Consider the following 15,170-nt stretch of genomic DNA (forward strand, 5'->3'; position numbering starts at 1 on the left):
GTTTCCGTGTGCCCGGTGTGCCGTGGGGGATCTGTGCAGGAAATGGTCAAGGGCGCCAACGTTGCTCTGGGAGACCTGAGTGATGACGTCGGTTCAGTGATCGTCAGCCTGGGTTGGGCCACCCCCACCGGTGAGGGCGACGCGGACGTGTCGGTGCTGTTGCTGGATGCGAACGGCAAGGTGCGCAGCGACAGCGACTTCTACTTCTACAACCATCCGGTTGCATCCGACGGCAGTGTGCAACTGCTGGGGAAGACGCCGACGGCCGAGGGCAGCGAGGACAGGATCAGCTTCGACCTGACCGCCGTGCCGGGAGACGTCGAGCGGATCGTCGTCGCCGCAAGCAGGTACGACGGTGGCGGCTTCGGCGAGCTGGAGGACGTGAGGATCACGCTGGCCGACGCGGCCGGGGAGAGTCTGCTGCGGTTCGCCGTCGACGACGCCGACACGGTGGCAGCGGTCATCTTCGGCGAGTTGTACCGGCGGGGCGAGGGGTGGAAGTTCCGTGCCGTCGGGCAAGGCTACGCGACCGGACTGGCCGGGCTGGCCACCGACTTCGGCGTCGACATCGAGGACGACGCGGGCTCGGAAGTTGCGGCGGCCGCACAGTCGGGGACAAAGGCGCACACAACAGCCCGGACAGAGGCAGGAACCGAGCCGGCGACGAGAGCGGCTGCAGCACCGCAGGGCAGGGGCGCGGGGTCCGAGCCGGAACAGCGGGCAGGCGCCGCAGCGCCCGAGCCCGTAGGGGAACCAGCCGGACAAGCGCTGATGAACACCATCCCCGCCCCCCGCCGACCCGAGGACCAAGCAGACGAAGCGAGGAAACCCGCGTCCGCCAACCGGCCCCGAACCGCGAAAAAGAAGGTCACCCTTCCCACGACGGTGAAGAAGACACTGGCGGAGAACGACTCCTGGCGGACGGCCCGGCTGTTTCCGGTGTCCGTGCTCAAGAGCGACCGGGACCGGGAGACACGTGCCACCTCCGTGCTGCTGTCGGTGATGGCGCAGGTCCCGGAGTTCAGTCGCCGGCTGACGGCGGCGTTCGGTGCTCCGGCGGGCCGTATGGAGACGTTCACGGAGGTCTCCCTGCCGCACGGCGACAGCCCGCGCCGCCCGGACGGCGTCATCCGCATCGAGCGAGCCGGGAAGCTGTGGACCGCCCTGGTGGAGACGAAGACCAACGGCAATGCGCTCAAGGCCGAGCAGGTGCAGGCGTACATGGACATCGCCGCACGCCGCGGGTACGAAGCCGTGATCACGCTGACCAACGACGTCGCCCTGGAGGGCAGCCCGCTCGTCGACGTGAAGATCGACAGGCGGCGCAAGCACAAGGTCGCCCTGTGGCACCTGTCCTGGGCGGAAGTCGCCCACCAGGCGCAGATGCTGATCAGGCACGAAGGCGTGGGGAATGCCGCGCATGCCTGGTTGCTGCAGGAGCTCCTGCACTACCTCCAGCACGAGAATTCCGGCTGCCACGGCTTCCAGAACATGGGGCCCTCCTGGGTCCCCGTGCGCAACGGCATCGACGACGAAACCCTGTGCCAGGGCGACGCCCGGGCACTGGAGGTCGTCGAGAACTGGGAGCGGCTCATCCGGCAGGTCTGCCTCAGGCTGGGCGGCGAACTCGGCCAGAAGGTCCTGCCTGTTCAACGGGTCAGGCGCGGAGCGGATCCGAGGGAACGTCGCAACCGCCTCGCTGATCAGCTCTGTATCGACGGGCGCCTCCAGGCCGAGCTGCGCATTGACGGCACCCCTGGAGTCCTAACGGTCGGGGCCGACCTGCGCACCGGCAAACTGCGCACCGGCATCGAGATCCCCGCTCCCGAGCAGGGCTACCCGCTGAGCTGGGCCAAGCGGCTCGTGCGGCGCTTGACGGAGGCGCCGGCAGACCTGCACATCGAGACTCTCCTGGAGGGCGGCAGCCAAGGTCCGCGCGGCACCCTGGAGCGGCTGCGCCCCGAACCAGCGGACCTGCTCCCCAAGGACAAGGCTGCGAGGCTCACAGGGTTCCGGCTGTCGCTCTTCAAGGGCATGGGCAGCGGCCGCGGCAACGCCGCGACCGGCTTCATCCGCAGCGTGGACGATGCCGTGCACCGCTTCTACACGACGGTCGTGGTGCACCTGGACACCGCAGGACGCCGCAGGCCGTCCAGGGAGAACGCGGTGGCCGGCGCGGCGTGAGCCTCCCCCCGTAACTGAAGGGCCGCAGGCGGCGTTCCTCTGTCGCCTGCGGTCACGGCATGGTGCTCTTCAGCCTGCCGTCAGATGTCATCCCGGTCAGGAGGCCGTCGGTGAGGGCGTTCGCGTTGCGTCGATGGTGTCGGTGATGGTGTCGATGACCAGGCGGGGCTGGTGGAGGTAGATGTCGTGGCCGCTGTCGGTGTCCGTGATGTGTTCGCGGGCGTGCAGGGACTCGTACAGCCGGTGCTGGGAGACCACCCGGTCCTCGAAGGTGACCTGTTCGCCCTGCCTGGCCTCGGGGGCAGGAGGTCGAGGCGCCACGGTTTGTCCGCGGCCAGAACGACAGCCGGAACGGCCGGCGCCGGTTCGGCGGCGTTGATCTTGCGGAAGGCGTCGCGGAGGTGCACCCCTTCCCTCGACTCCGGTGAGGTCTGCGCGTTGGACGCGTCCCAGTTCTTCACGGCTTCGGCGCTCGCGACACCGGCCATGCGTTCCGCGACGGCGTCCACCATCACCAGGCCCGCGACGTTCTGCGGGTGCGTGCGCGTGTAGAGGGTGGCGATCAGGCCGCCGTAGAGGTGCGCCACGAGGACTTAGGGCCCTGGCTCGCCGAGGGCGGTGAGCAGTGCGTCGAGGTCGCGCACGTCGGCGTCGTGGGGCTGAGGCCGGGGGGGTGGACACGTCGGGGCCCTTGACGCGGACGTCGGGGCGGTCGTAGGCGCAGACCCGGGTGAAGCGGGAGACCTGCTCGAAGACCGAGTCGCTGCTGCGCTCCATGCCTGTGTTCCGGAACGGCAGGTCGTCGCCGGGTGCGTCGTGTGCGGGATCGTCCGGGTCCAGGATCGACCTCCAGTCGTCGGCGCCGTTGCCCTTTCCGGCGATGAGGACGACGGTCGAAGAGCCGTTGCGGGCGTTCGTGCCCTCGCAGGCGGCGTAGACCTTGCGTCCGTCGCCGATGTCGACGAGCCCGCTGATCTCCTCACCGGTGGGCGTTGCGGCGGCGGGGTGAGGCCCGGGGGGGCGGTGGGCGTCTGCGACTTTCATCGTCTCACCGGCGGGTGCCGGGTGCTCTTTCGTGGCGGGGTCGCCCGGTGTGCTCGGCCGGGCGGCGGCGAGGGTGCGCGGCGGCCTGCTGGGGGCGAGGTTCCCGTCGGGGTGAGGACGGGGTGGACGAGGGTTACGTTGGGTGCGCCGGGCGGCGTGCGTGATCGTGTGCCGTGGTCTCCGTCAGGACGGGGTGGTGGACTCGTTGGTGGGAGTGGGCGGGGCGGGAGACGAGTGGGTGGAGCGGGTGGCGGATGTGCGCCGCGCACTGGCGGAGGACGGGCCTCCCCGACGTCCCGGTGGCGGTCCGGATTTCGCGGAGGTCACGCTGCCGGAACGGGACGGTGATCTGGTGCGTGACCTGCTGGTGGAGGAGCGGGTCGGCACGGTGGTGGAGGTCGGGCTCGGGTACGGGAGCTCGGCGCTGGCGATCGGTGAGGCGCTGCTGCGCTCCGGCTCGCCGGGCCCGCGGCATGTGGTGATCGACCCGTTCCAGCACTCGGCGTACGAGGGTGTCGGGTGGGAGCTGTTGTGCAGCGCCGGGCTCGACGGTGTCGTGGAGCTGGTGAGGGAGCCGTCGCAGCGGTTTCTCGCCCGGCTGGCCGATGCGGGGTTCGTCGCGGATGCGGCGTTCGTGGACGGCAGCCACCTGTTCCACAACGTGTTCGTCGATCTTCACTTCCTGGGCGAGATCGTCCGGCCCGGCGGTGTCGTGGTGCTCGACGACGTCTGGTGGCCGTCGGTCGCTGCCGCTGTGGCGTATTTCGAGAGCCATCTGGGGTGGGTTCCGCTGGCGGATGCTCTGCCCGGCGGGACCGCGGATCCGGTGAGCGGGCGGCCGCGGATGGGGGCTTATCGGCTGCCCGATGCGCGGCCGGTGCCGGACTTCAAGGCCTTCCGGCCGTTCTGCTGAGTCGGGGTCTTGCCGCGGGCAGCTGCGTCGGGGGCTGCCGCGGGCAGTTGATCGTGAGGCGCGCCGGGAGGTCCGGGAGCGTGCTTCCGCCGTCGGCGACCATGTGGACGTAGATACCCCCAGGGGGTATAAAGGATTCGTTCGAAGGTACCCCCCTGGGGTACCTGTTTCCTGGATGTCTGGGAGGTACCCATGTCCTGCTGCACCCCTGATGGCAGCTGCTCCAGCGGCGTCGCCACGGCTGACGGCTCCGAAGCGGCCGACGGGACCGTGACTGTCTACGAGGTCTCCGGCATGACCTACGGGCACTGCAGGGCCACGCTCACCGAGCAGATCGGTGCCGTGGACGGTGTGCTCGCCGTCGAGGTGGACCTGAAGGCGGGTCAGGTGGCGGTCACCAGTTCCCGCGACCTCGACGACGAGCTGCTGGCCAAGGTCGTCGACGAGGCCGGCTACGGGCTCACCGGCCGCGCGGCCTGATCACCGCGCCGTTCGCCGGGCCCGTTGCGGGCCCGGCGATTGCCGCCGGACCACCCTTCACCGGCCGCAAGAGCCGGGGAGACGAGGCCGGGCGACAGAAGCCGGGCCCGGTGGGTGCGGCCGACGTCGGGCCGGCTCAGCGGGAACAGACGGGAGAGGAAGGGACTTGTACCGCGCATGAAGACTGTGACTGCACGTGAGGCGGCGACCGCGCTGTTCGAGCGGCTGGGCTCGGGAGCCTCACCGGACGAACTGGCCCTGCACTTCGACGACGACGTGGACTGGTTCATCCCAGGGGATGCGTCCGTGGTGCCGTGGATCGGACGGAAGAGGGGGCGGGCGGGCGTGGCAGAGTTCTTCACGCAGCTCGGGCGGGAGGCCAGACCCGAGGAGTTCACCATCGAGACGATCGTGGGTGAGGGCAGCCGCTGCGTCGTCCTCGGGCACCTGCGGACGAAGGTGCTGGCGACCGGCCGTGTCATCCGGTCCGACTTCGCGTTCGACATCGAGGTCCGCGACGGGCTCATCACGCGGTATCACATGTTCGAGGACACCTTCGCCGTGGCAGCGGCCTTCGCGCGGTAGCCGGGGCGGGGGCGAGCGGCGGTCAGCGAGCGGTCAGCGTCCGGGCGCGACCGGGTCAGGCGGTTCCGGAGACGGTCGGGGCCGGGGCGTTGCGCCCGGCGCCGCAGGTTCCCAGGCTGCACCATCTGCGCCGGCCGGCGACGTCGAGGAACAGCCAGCCGCACGTGGGGCTGGGGCAGGCGCGGACGGTGAGCCGGCGGGGGTCGGCGAGCAGATCGGCGGCGGCGAGGGCCACGGCGTGCAGGGGGAGGCGCAGTCCCGACGACAGCGACGGCTGCCAGCGGCCGAGGCCGTCCTCGCCGCATATGAAGACGGACGACCGGACGGCGTCCTGCACCTGCGTGGCCACCGCGCGGAAGGCCTGGCCGTTCTGCGGATCGGTCAGGCAGGCATAGAGGCCGGTGCGCAGGCGGCGGGCGTCGTCGAGGACGGCGGCGGCCTCGCCGGGGCGGACCGCCGCACGGTCGCGCAGCCGGGTGACCTGCTCGGGTGCGATCAGGTCCTGGTGTCCGGCCCACACGGCGAGGGTGGCGTAGTGGCGCAGCCACTCCGAGCCGGGCAGTGGTGACGTCGAGCCCCAGCCGGCGTAGGTGTTGCAGAACTCCAGCGCCGGGTGCCCGCCCGCGCTCCACGGCAGCCACTGGTCGTCGACTCTGACCGCGTGCACGGGGGCCGGGGGGCGGTCCAGGCGGGGGTCGGCGCACAGGATGCGCAGGTGCAGGGTGCGCAGTGCGCGTCCCGGCTCCACGCCGAGTTCCGCAGCGAGGAGGCGGCGTGTGCGGTCGTAGAGCCGCAGGGCCTCGGCCTGGCGCCCGGTCCGGTACAGGGCTGTCATCAGGGCGGCGACGAGGACTTCGCGGGTGGGATGGTCAGAGACCACCGGGGTCAGGTCCGCGACGACGCGCTCGTCCGCGCCCATGTCCAGTCGGGCCTGGGCCCGGTGCTCGGTGAGGGACAGCCGCAGTTCGGTGAGTTCTGCGCCCAGCCGGGTGCGCAGCCGGTCGTCGGCGGCGTCGGCGAGCAGCGGCCCTTGCCACAGGGCGAGGGCGTCGTCGTAGAGGCCGACCCGCTGCGCCGGATCACCCGCGGCTGCCGCCTCGGCTGCGAGCTCGGTGAACCGCCGGGCGTCGGTGGAGCAGGTCTCCGGCTCGACGGCGTAGCCGTCGTGGCGGGTGGCGACGCGGACGCCGTAGGGCTCGACGGCGGCGCGCAGGCGGCGGACGTAGGTGTGGACGGTGGCCCGTGCCGAGGCGGGCGGACTGGCGTCCCACAGCAGATCGATGAGGCGTTCGGTGGTGACGGCGCGGCCCGGCTCGAGGAGCAGCACTGCCAGCAGGCACCGCTCCTGGCGGCGCAGGCCGAGGGGTACGGGCCGTCCGTCGTGGCGGGCGGTGAACGGACCGAGCAGCTGGAAATCCATGGTGGGGCGGGAGCCTAGCAGCGCGCACCGCGGAGGTGTCCGGTCAGAAGGTGGTCAGGGGCGGGACGGAGACTGACCGCTCGCAGTCGTCCCGCAGTCGTTCAGGCTGCGTTCGTGCAGGAGGAATTCATGCGACGCTCCGTTGTTGTGCTTCCGGCGCTGGCCGCCCTGCTGGCCGGTGCGACCCCGGCCGCCGCCTCCACGGCACCGGACTGGGAACCGGCCCCTTCCGCGCCCTGGGACGTCGCCGCCGGAGTGCGCTGCGACTTCCCCGTCCACGGCGAACCGGTGGTCGACGAGGTGGTGCAGCGTGTCCTGAGCACCCACGGCGACGGATCCCCGAAGCTGGTCGCCTACAAGGGCGATCTGGTCATGCGCGTCACCAACACCGAGACCGGGGCGCACTACGACGCCGACGCCAGCGGGTCCGCCCTGGTGGAGTACCGCAGCGACGGATCCCAGTTCTGGGCGGTGCACGGGCCGGTCCTGGTGGGTGTCGGTGAGGGCACGCTGCGGCGCGGGCTCTACATCGTCGACGGGATCTACACCATCGACATCAGTGCAACCGGCTACAAGGACGTGCGGATGCTGCACGCCACCACCGACGATCTGTGCGAACGGATCGACTGAGCCGGGCCGGGGGTTCGTGGGGTGCCCCCACCGGGGCTCGCGGCGGCGGTCGTCCGCGCAGGGCGCGACACCGCCGCCGCGGGTCGGCGGCGCCGGGGCAGCCGGTGGCTCCGGGGTGGTGGTCCCCGGTGCTCCGGGGCGGTTGCTGCGCGCGGTGGGCGAGCCGCACTCGGAACTCGTGGACACCGACAGCGGACGGCCGCTGCGCCGGCTGGAGCCCCTGAGTGCCGACGGCGGGCCGGTGACCGGCAGCACCTCCTACGTCGTGAAGGTGCCCGACGGGCCCGAGGGGGCCGACAAAGCACGGCAGGGCGTGCACAGCAGGAGCTGACCCTCCGTCAACGTCCCGCACCGCTCAGCCTTTCCGAAGAGGTGCCCCTCCGGCGGGGACGTCATGGCGCGCCCGCGTCCGCCTCCGACGAGACCCCACTCGGCCGGGTCGGCGGCGGTGAAGGCGACCGCGCCCCGTCGGGCTTGCGGCCCCCGGAGAGGTCCCTGATGAGCGGCACGGGCATGCCGGCACCTCGGATGCGGGAGAGCCTCTGCGGCTCCGCCCGCCGCGCCCGATTGCCGAAGGCGTGCACGCGGCGCATTCTGGACGTGGAGGGCGAGTCCGTCTCCGGTCTCCGTCGTCGAACGCCCTTCCTCCGCCGCACATCTGCCCGGCCACGACCGGTGACGCGCCGGTGAAGCGGGAGGAGCGCGACGATGCCGCATTCCTGGATGCCCCAGGCGGTCAAGACGGATGTCGGGGACCACGCGCCGTGCGACTCCCGGATCCCCGCGAAGGCGATCGCCCACATCACGGCGGACCGGCGCGCCACGGTCGAGGCGCCCCGCGACCTGGTCCCCTTCGCCAACCTCAAGTCCTTCTTCACGGGCAGCGGGATCGGCAGCGCCCCGCACATCCTGTGGGACCCGTTCACGGGGTCGTTCGCCCAGTTCTTCCCTGCGACCTCCCGCAGCAAGGCGCTGGCCGACGCGCCGGGCGGGGTGCGGACGAACCGGGCCGGCAAGGTCGTCATCCAGATCGAGGCGCTGTTCTTCCCCCACTGCCGTGTCGACGGCACGGTGTTCGCGAGGCTCGTGGACACTCCCTGCAAGGGGTGGGGCGAGCTCAATGCGTGGGTCAGGTCCTGGGGTGTGCCCGATGTGTGGCCCATGGGCCGTCCGACCGCCCTGTCCCGCGATACGTCTCCGGCCGGCGTGTGGACTTCCCGGGGCGGGTGGTACGCCCACGCCCACGTCCCGGAGAACGACCATGTCGACCCCGGTTCCTGGCCGCAGTTCGTCGCACCCGACGCAGAAGTGCCGCAACCGGTACCCGGTGAGGGGCGGTTCGTCCCCTTCCCCGGCCCATCCCTCTTCGTGACCGGCCGCAGGTCACCGGTGATCGCGGCGATGCATCACCGGCTCGTCGCCGAGGACTGTGACCGCTACACGTCCGGTGCCGGCACCGACGTGTGGGGTCCGGGCGATGTGCGGTCCTACGCCGCCTGGCAGCAGAAGCTGGGCTTCACGGGCAGCGCCGCCGACGGTGTGCCCGGCCGGGTCAGCTGGGACCGGCTGCGCGTGCCCGCCTGACCGCCGGGCGCACCCGGGGGGTGAAGTGCGTGATCGTGGGCAGAGGGTGGGGGTGATCTTCACCGGGTGGTGTCAGGAGGGGGATGCCGTGACCGCGTCCGAGTTCCGTGAGGTGCCTGACGGGCGGCGGCGCAGGTTCGATCTTCGGTCGACCGCGCTGTTCTTCGTGCTGCTCGCTGTGGTGGTGAGCGTGGCGGGGTTCGCGGCTCGCCTGGCGGCGGAGGCGGTGGAGCGGCGTCCGGTGTGGGTGTTCGTGCTGGTGGCGGTGGGGCTCGCCGGGGTGACGGGGGCGGGGCGGAAGGTGCGGGTGGCCAGGGCGGCCCGGCGGGCCGCCGCGGCACTCGACGAGGCGGCGAGGGAGGCGGCCCGCGAGCTGGAGGACCCCGCGATCCCGGCTCGGCGGACGGTGGTGGAGGCCGGTGCGGGTCGGTTCGTCGGAGACGTTCCGCACGAGGCAGCGGACCACGGGGATCTGACGCCCGATGAGTTCGAGCAGGCGGTGGCCGGTCTGTGTGAACGGGACGGGTGTTCCGGTGTCGAGGTGGTGGGCGGGGCCGGGGATCTGGGGGCGGATGTGGTGGCCGTGCTGCCCGGCGGGCGGCGGATGGTGGTCCAGTGCAAGCGGTACGGGGACTCCCATCGGGTCGGATCGCAGGATCTGCAGCGGTTCGGCGGGACGTGTTTCACGGTGCACGAGGCGGATGTCGCCGTGCTGGTCACCACGAGCGAGTTCACCGCGCCGGCGTTGGAGTACGCGGAGCAGTGCGGGATCGTGTGCGTGGACCGCGAGTCGCTGTGGGCCTGGGCGGAGGGCAGCGGACCGTGTCCCTGGGAGGGGGCGACGGAGGTTCCGGGGACGGGGTGCGGTGAGGTGCGGGCTGCCGGTCCGGGTCCGTGACGGGAGAAGGCCGCTGCCACGGAGGCCGAGTCCGTGCCGTGGATGCTGATTCCCGTGCCGTGGGGCCCGGTTCCGGAGGCGCGGATGCCGATCGCGGTGCCCGCAGGTGCCTTTTCCGGCCATCGGTGAAATGGGTCCGCGCGTGGCTTCCGGGTCCTGGGGGTTGTCCGTATCCTCCTGCGGCGGACGGGTCGGTCACCTGTGGTAAGAGGGGGCGTGGATGGGCGGTTCGGGTACCTCACGGCGCACGTTCATGGCGGGGACGGCGGCGGCCGGCGGCGTGGCCGCGCTGGGCACCGGCGGTCCCGCACGGGCCGCGGGCCGGGCTCGCGCGGGCCGCTCCCCCGCGGCGGGCGCCGCCGGGTCGGTCGCCGTGCTGGGCGGTGGGGTGGCCGGGCTGACCGCGGCGCACGAGCTCGCCGAGCGCGGCTTCCGTGTCACCGTGTACGAGCGGCGGGCGCTCGGCGGCAAGGCGCGCAGCATGGGGGTGCCGGGCAGCGCCCGTGGCGGGCGGCGCGAGTTACCCGCGGAGCACGGCTTCCGCTTCATCCCCGGCATCTATCACAACCTGCCCGACACCATGCGGCGCATCCCGTTCCCGGGCAATCCAAACGGGGTGTGGGACAACCTGGTGGCCCCCTCCGAGATGTCCTTCGCCCGCACCGGCCGGGAGGATCTGCGGCTGCCGCTCCCCTGGCCCGGGCACCGGCCGCCCGACCTCGGCCTCGACGACGTCCGCCGGGCGCTGACCGCCGTGCTGGAGACGATGCGCGGGATCCCCCCGCACGAGGCGGCGTACTTCGTGAACCGGGTGCTGGTCTTCATGACCAGTTGCGACGAGCGGCGCAACGACACCTGGGAGGCCACGCCCTGGTGGGACTTCATCCGGGCGGCCCGGATGAGCCGTGACTATCAGCGGCTGCTGGCGATCGGGGTCACCCGCAACATCGTCGCCACCAAGGCCGAGGAGGCCAGTACCCGCACGGTGGCGAGTCTGCTCGAGGCGTTCCTGTTCAACGGGATGGGGCGCGGCGCGGACGGCCCGCTCGACCGCATTCTGAACGCGCCGACGAACGAGGCGTGGATCGATCCGTGGGTGGCCCATCTGACGTCGCTGGACGTGGCGTTCGAGGTCGGGTGGACAGTGCGGGAGGTGGTGTACGAGAGGGGAAGGGTCGCCGGGGTGCGGGTCACCGACCCGGGCGGGCGGACGCAGACGGTGACCGCCGACCACTATGTGTGTGCGATGCCGGTCGAGCACGCGCGCCGTACCTGGGGACCGGCGCTGCGGTCGGCCGATCCGCAGCTGGCGCGGTGCGACCGGCTGAAGACGGACTGGATGACCGGCATCCAGTTCTATCTGACGGAGTCGGCTCCGCTGCTGGACGGGCATCTCAACTGCGTGGACTCCCCCTGGGCCCTGACGGCCATTCAGCAGGCCCGGCACTGGGACGGGCGTGACTTCCCCGCCGACTACGGCGACGGCAGCGTGGTGGACTGTCTCTCGGTGGACATCTCGGAGTGGGACAAGCCCGGGATCCTCTACGGCAGGACGGCGAAGCAGTGCACCCGGGCCGAGGTCGCCAAGGAGGTGTGGGAGCAGCTGAAGGCGGCGCTGAACGACACGGGCAGGACGGTGCTGCGGGACGGTGCGCTGCACTCGTGGTTCCTGGACCCCGGCGTCGACGGCATCGGGACTCCGCATCCGGTGAACGAGGACGAGCTGCTGATCCACCCGGTGGGAACCTTCCACAACCGGCCGACGGCGGCGACGAGGATCCCGAACTTCTTCCTGGCGGGCGACTACGTCTCCGTGGACATCGATCTGGCGACCATGGAGGGTGCCAACGCGTCCGCGCGTGCCGCGGTGAACGCGCTGCTGGACCGGGTGGGTTCGCCTGCGACGCGCTGCACGATCACACCACTGTACCGGGCCCCGGAGTTCGAGATGCTCAAGCGTCACGACCGGACCCGCTACCGCTGGGGTCTGCCGAACGCGCTGGACCTGGGCTAGGAAGGCGTGTGCACGGGCCCGTCTCCGCCCCGTGCCGCAGCACCGCCCGCTCCGCGGCGTCCGGGCGGGCCCCTCCCCCACGGACATGCGAGCCCGGTGCCCCAGGACTAGCGTGGAGGGTGGACCGGTGCGGCAGCCATCGGCTCAGGCGGGGAGGGTGACGCCCCATGCCGGACGACAAGGGGACCGTTCTGACACCTGCCGACGAGCGGGCCATGGCGGACGAGCTCCGTGCCCGCTTGAACGGCGAAGTGATCGACCGGGCGCATCCCGCGTACGACGGAGCGCGGGCCGTGTGGAACGGGCTGATCGATCGACGCCCCGCGGTCATCGCCCGGTGCTCCGGCACGGCGGACGTGGTGGAGACGGTGCGGATCGCGCAGAAGTACCGTCCCGTGGTCAGCATCCGCGGGGGCGGGCACCAGGTGGCGGGCAGCGCGGTGTGCGACGACGGTCTCGTGATCGATCTGTCGGGCATGAAGGGGGTGCACGTGGATCCCGCCGCGCGGATCGCGCGGGCCCAGGGCGGGGTGACCTGGGGGGAGCTGGACCGTGAGACCCAGCTGCACGCGCTGGCCACGCCGGGCGGGGAGATCTCGGCGACGGGCATCGCCGGGCTGACCCTGGGCGGCGGCTTCGGCTTCGTGATGCGGACGCTCGGGCTGAGCTGCGACGGGATGAGGTCGATCACGGTCGTCACCGCCGACGGTACGGTGCGGGTGGCGAGCAGGGACGAGGAGCCCGAGCTGTTCTGGGCGGCACGCGGCGGCGGCCGGGGCATCGGCGTGGTCACCTCTTTCGACTACGGCCTGCAGCCGCTGGGGCCGGAGGTGGACTGCGCACTGGTGATCCATCCGTTCGACCGCGCCGAGGCGGTGCTGCGGGCCTGGCGGGACGCGACGGAGTCGGCGCCGGACACGGTCACGCCGGAGCTGCTGCTGTGGACCGTCCCGGCCGACCCCGAGGTGCCGCCGGAGCTGCACGACGTGAACTGCGTGATGGTCAGCGCGGTCTACGGGGGCCCGGCGGGGGCGGAGGCGAAGGCGGCGCTGGCGCCGCAGCGCGACTTCGGTCCCGCGCTGCTCGACCTGAGCGGATCGCTGTCGTACGTCGAGCTGCAGAGCGCCAACACCTGGCGGTTCCCGGACGGCGACCGGTACTTCATGAAGTCGCACTTCATGGACGAGCTGAACGACGAGGCGATCTCGGTCCTGGTGGACTGGTACTCGCGGCGGCCGACTCCGGACTGTCTGATCGTGGTGCGGACCCTGGGCGGTGCCGTGGCGCGGGTCGGCCCGGACGACAGCGCGTTCGCGCACCGGTCGGCCCGGTTCAATGTGAGCATCGACGCGGGCTGGCAGAACCCGGCGCTGGACGACGAGGCGATCGGGTGGGCCCGGTCGGCGTGGGACGCCGTCAAGCCGTTCTCCAGCGGTTCGTATGTCAACTTCGCCGGGCTCGGGGAGGACGCCGGCGAGCTGAGGAGCGCGGTGTACGGCTCGCACGAGGAGCGGCTGGAGCGGATCCGTGCCGCCTACGACCCGGAAGGGCTCTTCGCGCCGGCCGCACGCCGGCCCTGACCGCCAAGGCCCGGGAAGGGACGGTCACCAGGGGCGCCCCGGCCGGGCGTCGCCGCCCGACGGGGTGCCGCGCAGACGGGGGCGCACGGGCAGCATGCGGGTCAGCTGCGGGGACGGCTCCACGCCCAGTTCCTCCTGCAGGAGCTTGCGGAACGCGTCGTAGTGGCGCACGGCCTCGCCGATGTTGCCCTCCGCGAGGTGCGCCGCGATGACGGCCCGGTGGGCGCTCTCGCGCAGGGGCTCGGCGCGCACGCTCGCCCAGGCGGCCTCCATCGCCAGCGCCCGCTTCCCCTCTCGTGTCAGGGCCTCGGCCAGTGCGTCGAGGGCGTGCAGGCGCAGCTGCCGCAGGCGTTCGCGTTCCACCAGGACCCAGTCCTCGTCCCACCCCGGCAGCAGGTCCTCCCCCGTGAGCAGGCCGAGCGGCGGCTCCCCGTGGGAGGGCGAGCCGCCGCCGCTCTCGGCCATGCCGAGTGCGGTGTGGGCGAGATCGTGGACGTCCACACGCAGGCCCGGGGTGATCAGCAGGGTGTCGCCGCGGCTTCCGATCAGGGGCGGCTCCTCGCGTGGCAGCTTCCACAGGGTGGTCCGCAGGCTGCCCCTGGCGTGCTCCTCGGTGACCTCGGGCCACAGCGTCCCGGCGACGACCGTACGGCACACTCGTCGCCGCAGCGCCAGGAAGGCCAGCACCCGCTGACCGTTGCGGCACAATTCGACGGTGCCGGTTGGGAGTTCGAGCCGGAACTGGCCGAGCAGCCACAACCGGGGATGATCAGACACCACCCTTGATCGCCTCGCTCACCGACCCTCGCGCGAGCACGCTGTGGGCTGCCGGCCTCACCGACGGCGCGTCACTGCTCGTGCTGTCCCTCGACTCCGCAGGCGTGCCGCGTTCTTTCGAGGAGGCTGTCGTCATCAGTCTCAGCCCGCCGTACGGGCTGTGCAACTCCTCCGGGCGCAGGCAGGGCTGCCTGCCTCGGCCGGACGGCGGGAGGGCCGGTGACGAGGGGGTGACGCCGCGCTGACGGCAGGACCGTAGGTTCGGACTGTGGCGGAGACAGGGGGCGCCGTCACGGCCACGGAGACGGCCGCGGCGGTCGCCCCCACCCGCACTTCGGTCCCGAACCACGGGGAGGCCCGCATGTCCTGGCGAGTCGCCAACAGCCTGGAGACGCTGCGGCGTCAGCTCGACACCCGCTTCCCCGCGCGCAGCAGGTCCGCTGACGGAAGCATCGGTGACGCAACCCATCAGCGGCGCGGGAGCGCCAGTGACCACAACCCCTGGTTCGGGCCCGGCATCGTCACCGCCCGCGACTTCACCCACGATCCGGCGCACGGTCTCGACATCGGGCTGGTGGCCGGGCAGCTCCTCGACAGCCGCGATCCGCGGATCAAGTACGTCATCGCCAACCGCCGGATCGGGACCAACCGGAGCTGGCGGTGGGAGCCGTACGGCGGCCCGAACCCGCACGAGGCGCACTTCCATCTGTCGGTGGTGGCGGATGCGCGCTGCGACGAGGCGCACGACTGGGTGCTGCCCGTGCTGGGTGAGACGCCGGACGGGGGCGGTGGCGGCGCTGCCGAGAAGGGGACGTCGTTCGTCACCTGGGGCACGCGGGTCAACGTGCGGGCGGAGCCCCGGCTCGACGCCGCGGTCGTCGCGGTGCTGGCCGGGCCGACGCGGGTCACGGTGCAGTGCCAGAGCCGGGGCGACACGGTCAGCACGGCGGGCCATGTCAACGACGCCTGGAGCTTCGTGCCGGAACTGGGCGGTTACGTCTCCAACATCTTCATCGATCATCCGGCGGCGTGGTTGCCGGGCGTGGGTGAGTGCTGACGGA

14 protein-coding genes are annotated in these 15,170 nt (G+C 72.0%); 11 read left to right on the forward strand and 3 right to left on the reverse strand.

Translation table 11 applies throughout. The features are described 5' to 3' along the window. Positions 1-42 precede the first annotated feature (42 nt). Positions 43-2,184 (forward strand): TerD family protein, encoded by a 2,142-nt coding sequence (locus tag HCJ93_RS05515; RefSeq protein WP_206317021.1) that lies wholly within the window; start codon positions 43-45, stop codon positions 2,182-2,184. A 96-nt stretch (positions 2,185-2,280) separates the two neighbouring features. Here the strand turns inward: HCJ93_RS05515 and HCJ93_RS05520 are convergent, their stop codons facing one another. After that, positions 2,281-2,505 carry a hypothetical protein gene (locus tag HCJ93_RS05520; protein ID WP_167991627.1) on the reverse strand — a complete coding sequence of 75 codons (225 nt, stop codon included), beginning with the start codon at positions 2,503-2,505 and terminating at the stop codon, positions 2,281-2,283. Between the two features lie 1,075 nt (positions 2,506-3,580). Here HCJ93_RS05520 and HCJ93_RS05525 point away from each other — a divergent pair. From HCJ93_RS05525 to HCJ93_RS05535, 3 genes are all read left to right on the forward strand, one after another. Next, positions 3,581-4,141, forward strand: coding sequence for a class I SAM-dependent methyltransferase (locus tag HCJ93_RS05525; RefSeq protein WP_206317010.1), 561 nt, complete (start codon positions 3,581-3,583; stop codon positions 4,139-4,141). A 270-nt stretch (positions 4,142-4,411) separates the two neighbouring features. Continuing rightward, positions 4,412-4,621 carry a heavy-metal-associated domain-containing protein gene (locus HCJ93_RS05530; protein WP_309141311.1) on the forward strand — a complete coding sequence of 70 codons (210 nt, stop codon included), beginning with the start codon at positions 4,412-4,414 and terminating at the stop codon, positions 4,619-4,621. A gap of 177 nt (positions 4,622-4,798) precedes the next feature. Continuing rightward, positions 4,799-5,206: a nuclear transport factor 2 family protein gene (locus HCJ93_RS05535; protein WP_167991630.1), complete on the forward strand. Its 408-nt coding sequence runs from the start codon at positions 4,799-4,801 to the stop codon at positions 5,204-5,206. Between the two features lie 55 nt (positions 5,207-5,261). Here HCJ93_RS05535 and HCJ93_RS05540 read toward each other — a convergent pair whose 3' ends face one another. Beyond that, a complete protein-coding gene (locus tag HCJ93_RS05540; protein ID WP_167991632.1) occupies positions 5,262-6,626 on the reverse strand; it encodes a BTAD domain-containing putative transcriptional regulator in 1,365 nt (454 codons plus the stop codon). A gap of 129 nt (positions 6,627-6,755) precedes the next feature. Between HCJ93_RS05540 and HCJ93_RS05545 the strand changes: the two genes are divergently transcribed. From HCJ93_RS05545 to HCJ93_RS05570, 6 genes are all read left to right on the forward strand, one after another. Then, a complete protein-coding gene (locus HCJ93_RS05545; protein ID WP_167991633.1) occupies positions 6,756-7,256 on the forward strand; it encodes a hypothetical protein in 501 nt (166 codons plus the stop codon). 115 nt (positions 7,257-7,371) lie between these two features. Continuing rightward, positions 7,372-7,587 (forward strand): hypothetical protein, encoded by a 216-nt coding sequence (locus HCJ93_RS29285; RefSeq protein ID WP_240967456.1) that lies wholly within the window; start codon positions 7,372-7,374, stop codon positions 7,585-7,587. 377 nt (positions 7,588-7,964) lie between these two features. Next, complete coding sequence (locus tag HCJ93_RS05555; RefSeq protein WP_167991635.1) at positions 7,965-8,840, forward strand: peptidoglycan-binding protein; 876 nt, start codon at positions 7,965-7,967, stop codon at positions 8,838-8,840. Positions 8,841-8,928: 88 nt separating this feature from the next. After that, on the forward strand, positions 8,929-9,738 hold the full coding sequence (locus HCJ93_RS05560) for a restriction endonuclease (RefSeq protein WP_309141312.1): 810 nt from the start codon (positions 8,929-8,931) through the stop codon (positions 9,736-9,738). A gap of 220 nt (positions 9,739-9,958) precedes the next feature. Continuing rightward, on the forward strand, positions 9,959-11,752 hold the full coding sequence (locus tag HCJ93_RS05565; RefSeq protein ID WP_167991638.1) for a hydroxysqualene dehydroxylase: 1,794 nt from the start codon (positions 9,959-9,961) through the stop codon (positions 11,750-11,752). 167 nt (positions 11,753-11,919) lie between these two features. Next, positions 11,920-13,332 carry an FAD-binding oxidoreductase gene (locus HCJ93_RS05570; protein WP_240967457.1) on the forward strand — a complete coding sequence of 471 codons (1,413 nt, stop codon included), beginning with the start codon at positions 11,920-11,922 and terminating at the stop codon, positions 13,330-13,332. 24 nt (positions 13,333-13,356) lie between these two features. Here HCJ93_RS05570 and HCJ93_RS05575 read toward each other — a convergent pair whose 3' ends face one another. Further along, entirely contained in the window at positions 13,357-14,109 is a 753-nt protein-coding gene (locus tag HCJ93_RS05575; RefSeq protein WP_309141313.1) for an AfsR/SARP family transcriptional regulator, read from the reverse strand. A 361-nt stretch (positions 14,110-14,470) separates the two neighbouring features. Between HCJ93_RS05575 and HCJ93_RS05580 the strand changes: the two genes are divergently transcribed. Next, positions 14,471-15,166, forward strand: coding sequence for a hypothetical protein (locus tag HCJ93_RS05580; RefSeq protein WP_167991640.1), 696 nt, complete (start codon positions 14,471-14,473; stop codon positions 15,164-15,166). Positions 15,167-15,170: the final 4 nt, after the last annotated feature.

It is taken from the genome of Streptomyces composti, assembly GCF_012034205.1.
Lineage (GTDB): Bacteria > Actinomycetota > Actinomycetes > Streptomycetales > Streptomycetaceae > Streptomyces > Streptomyces composti.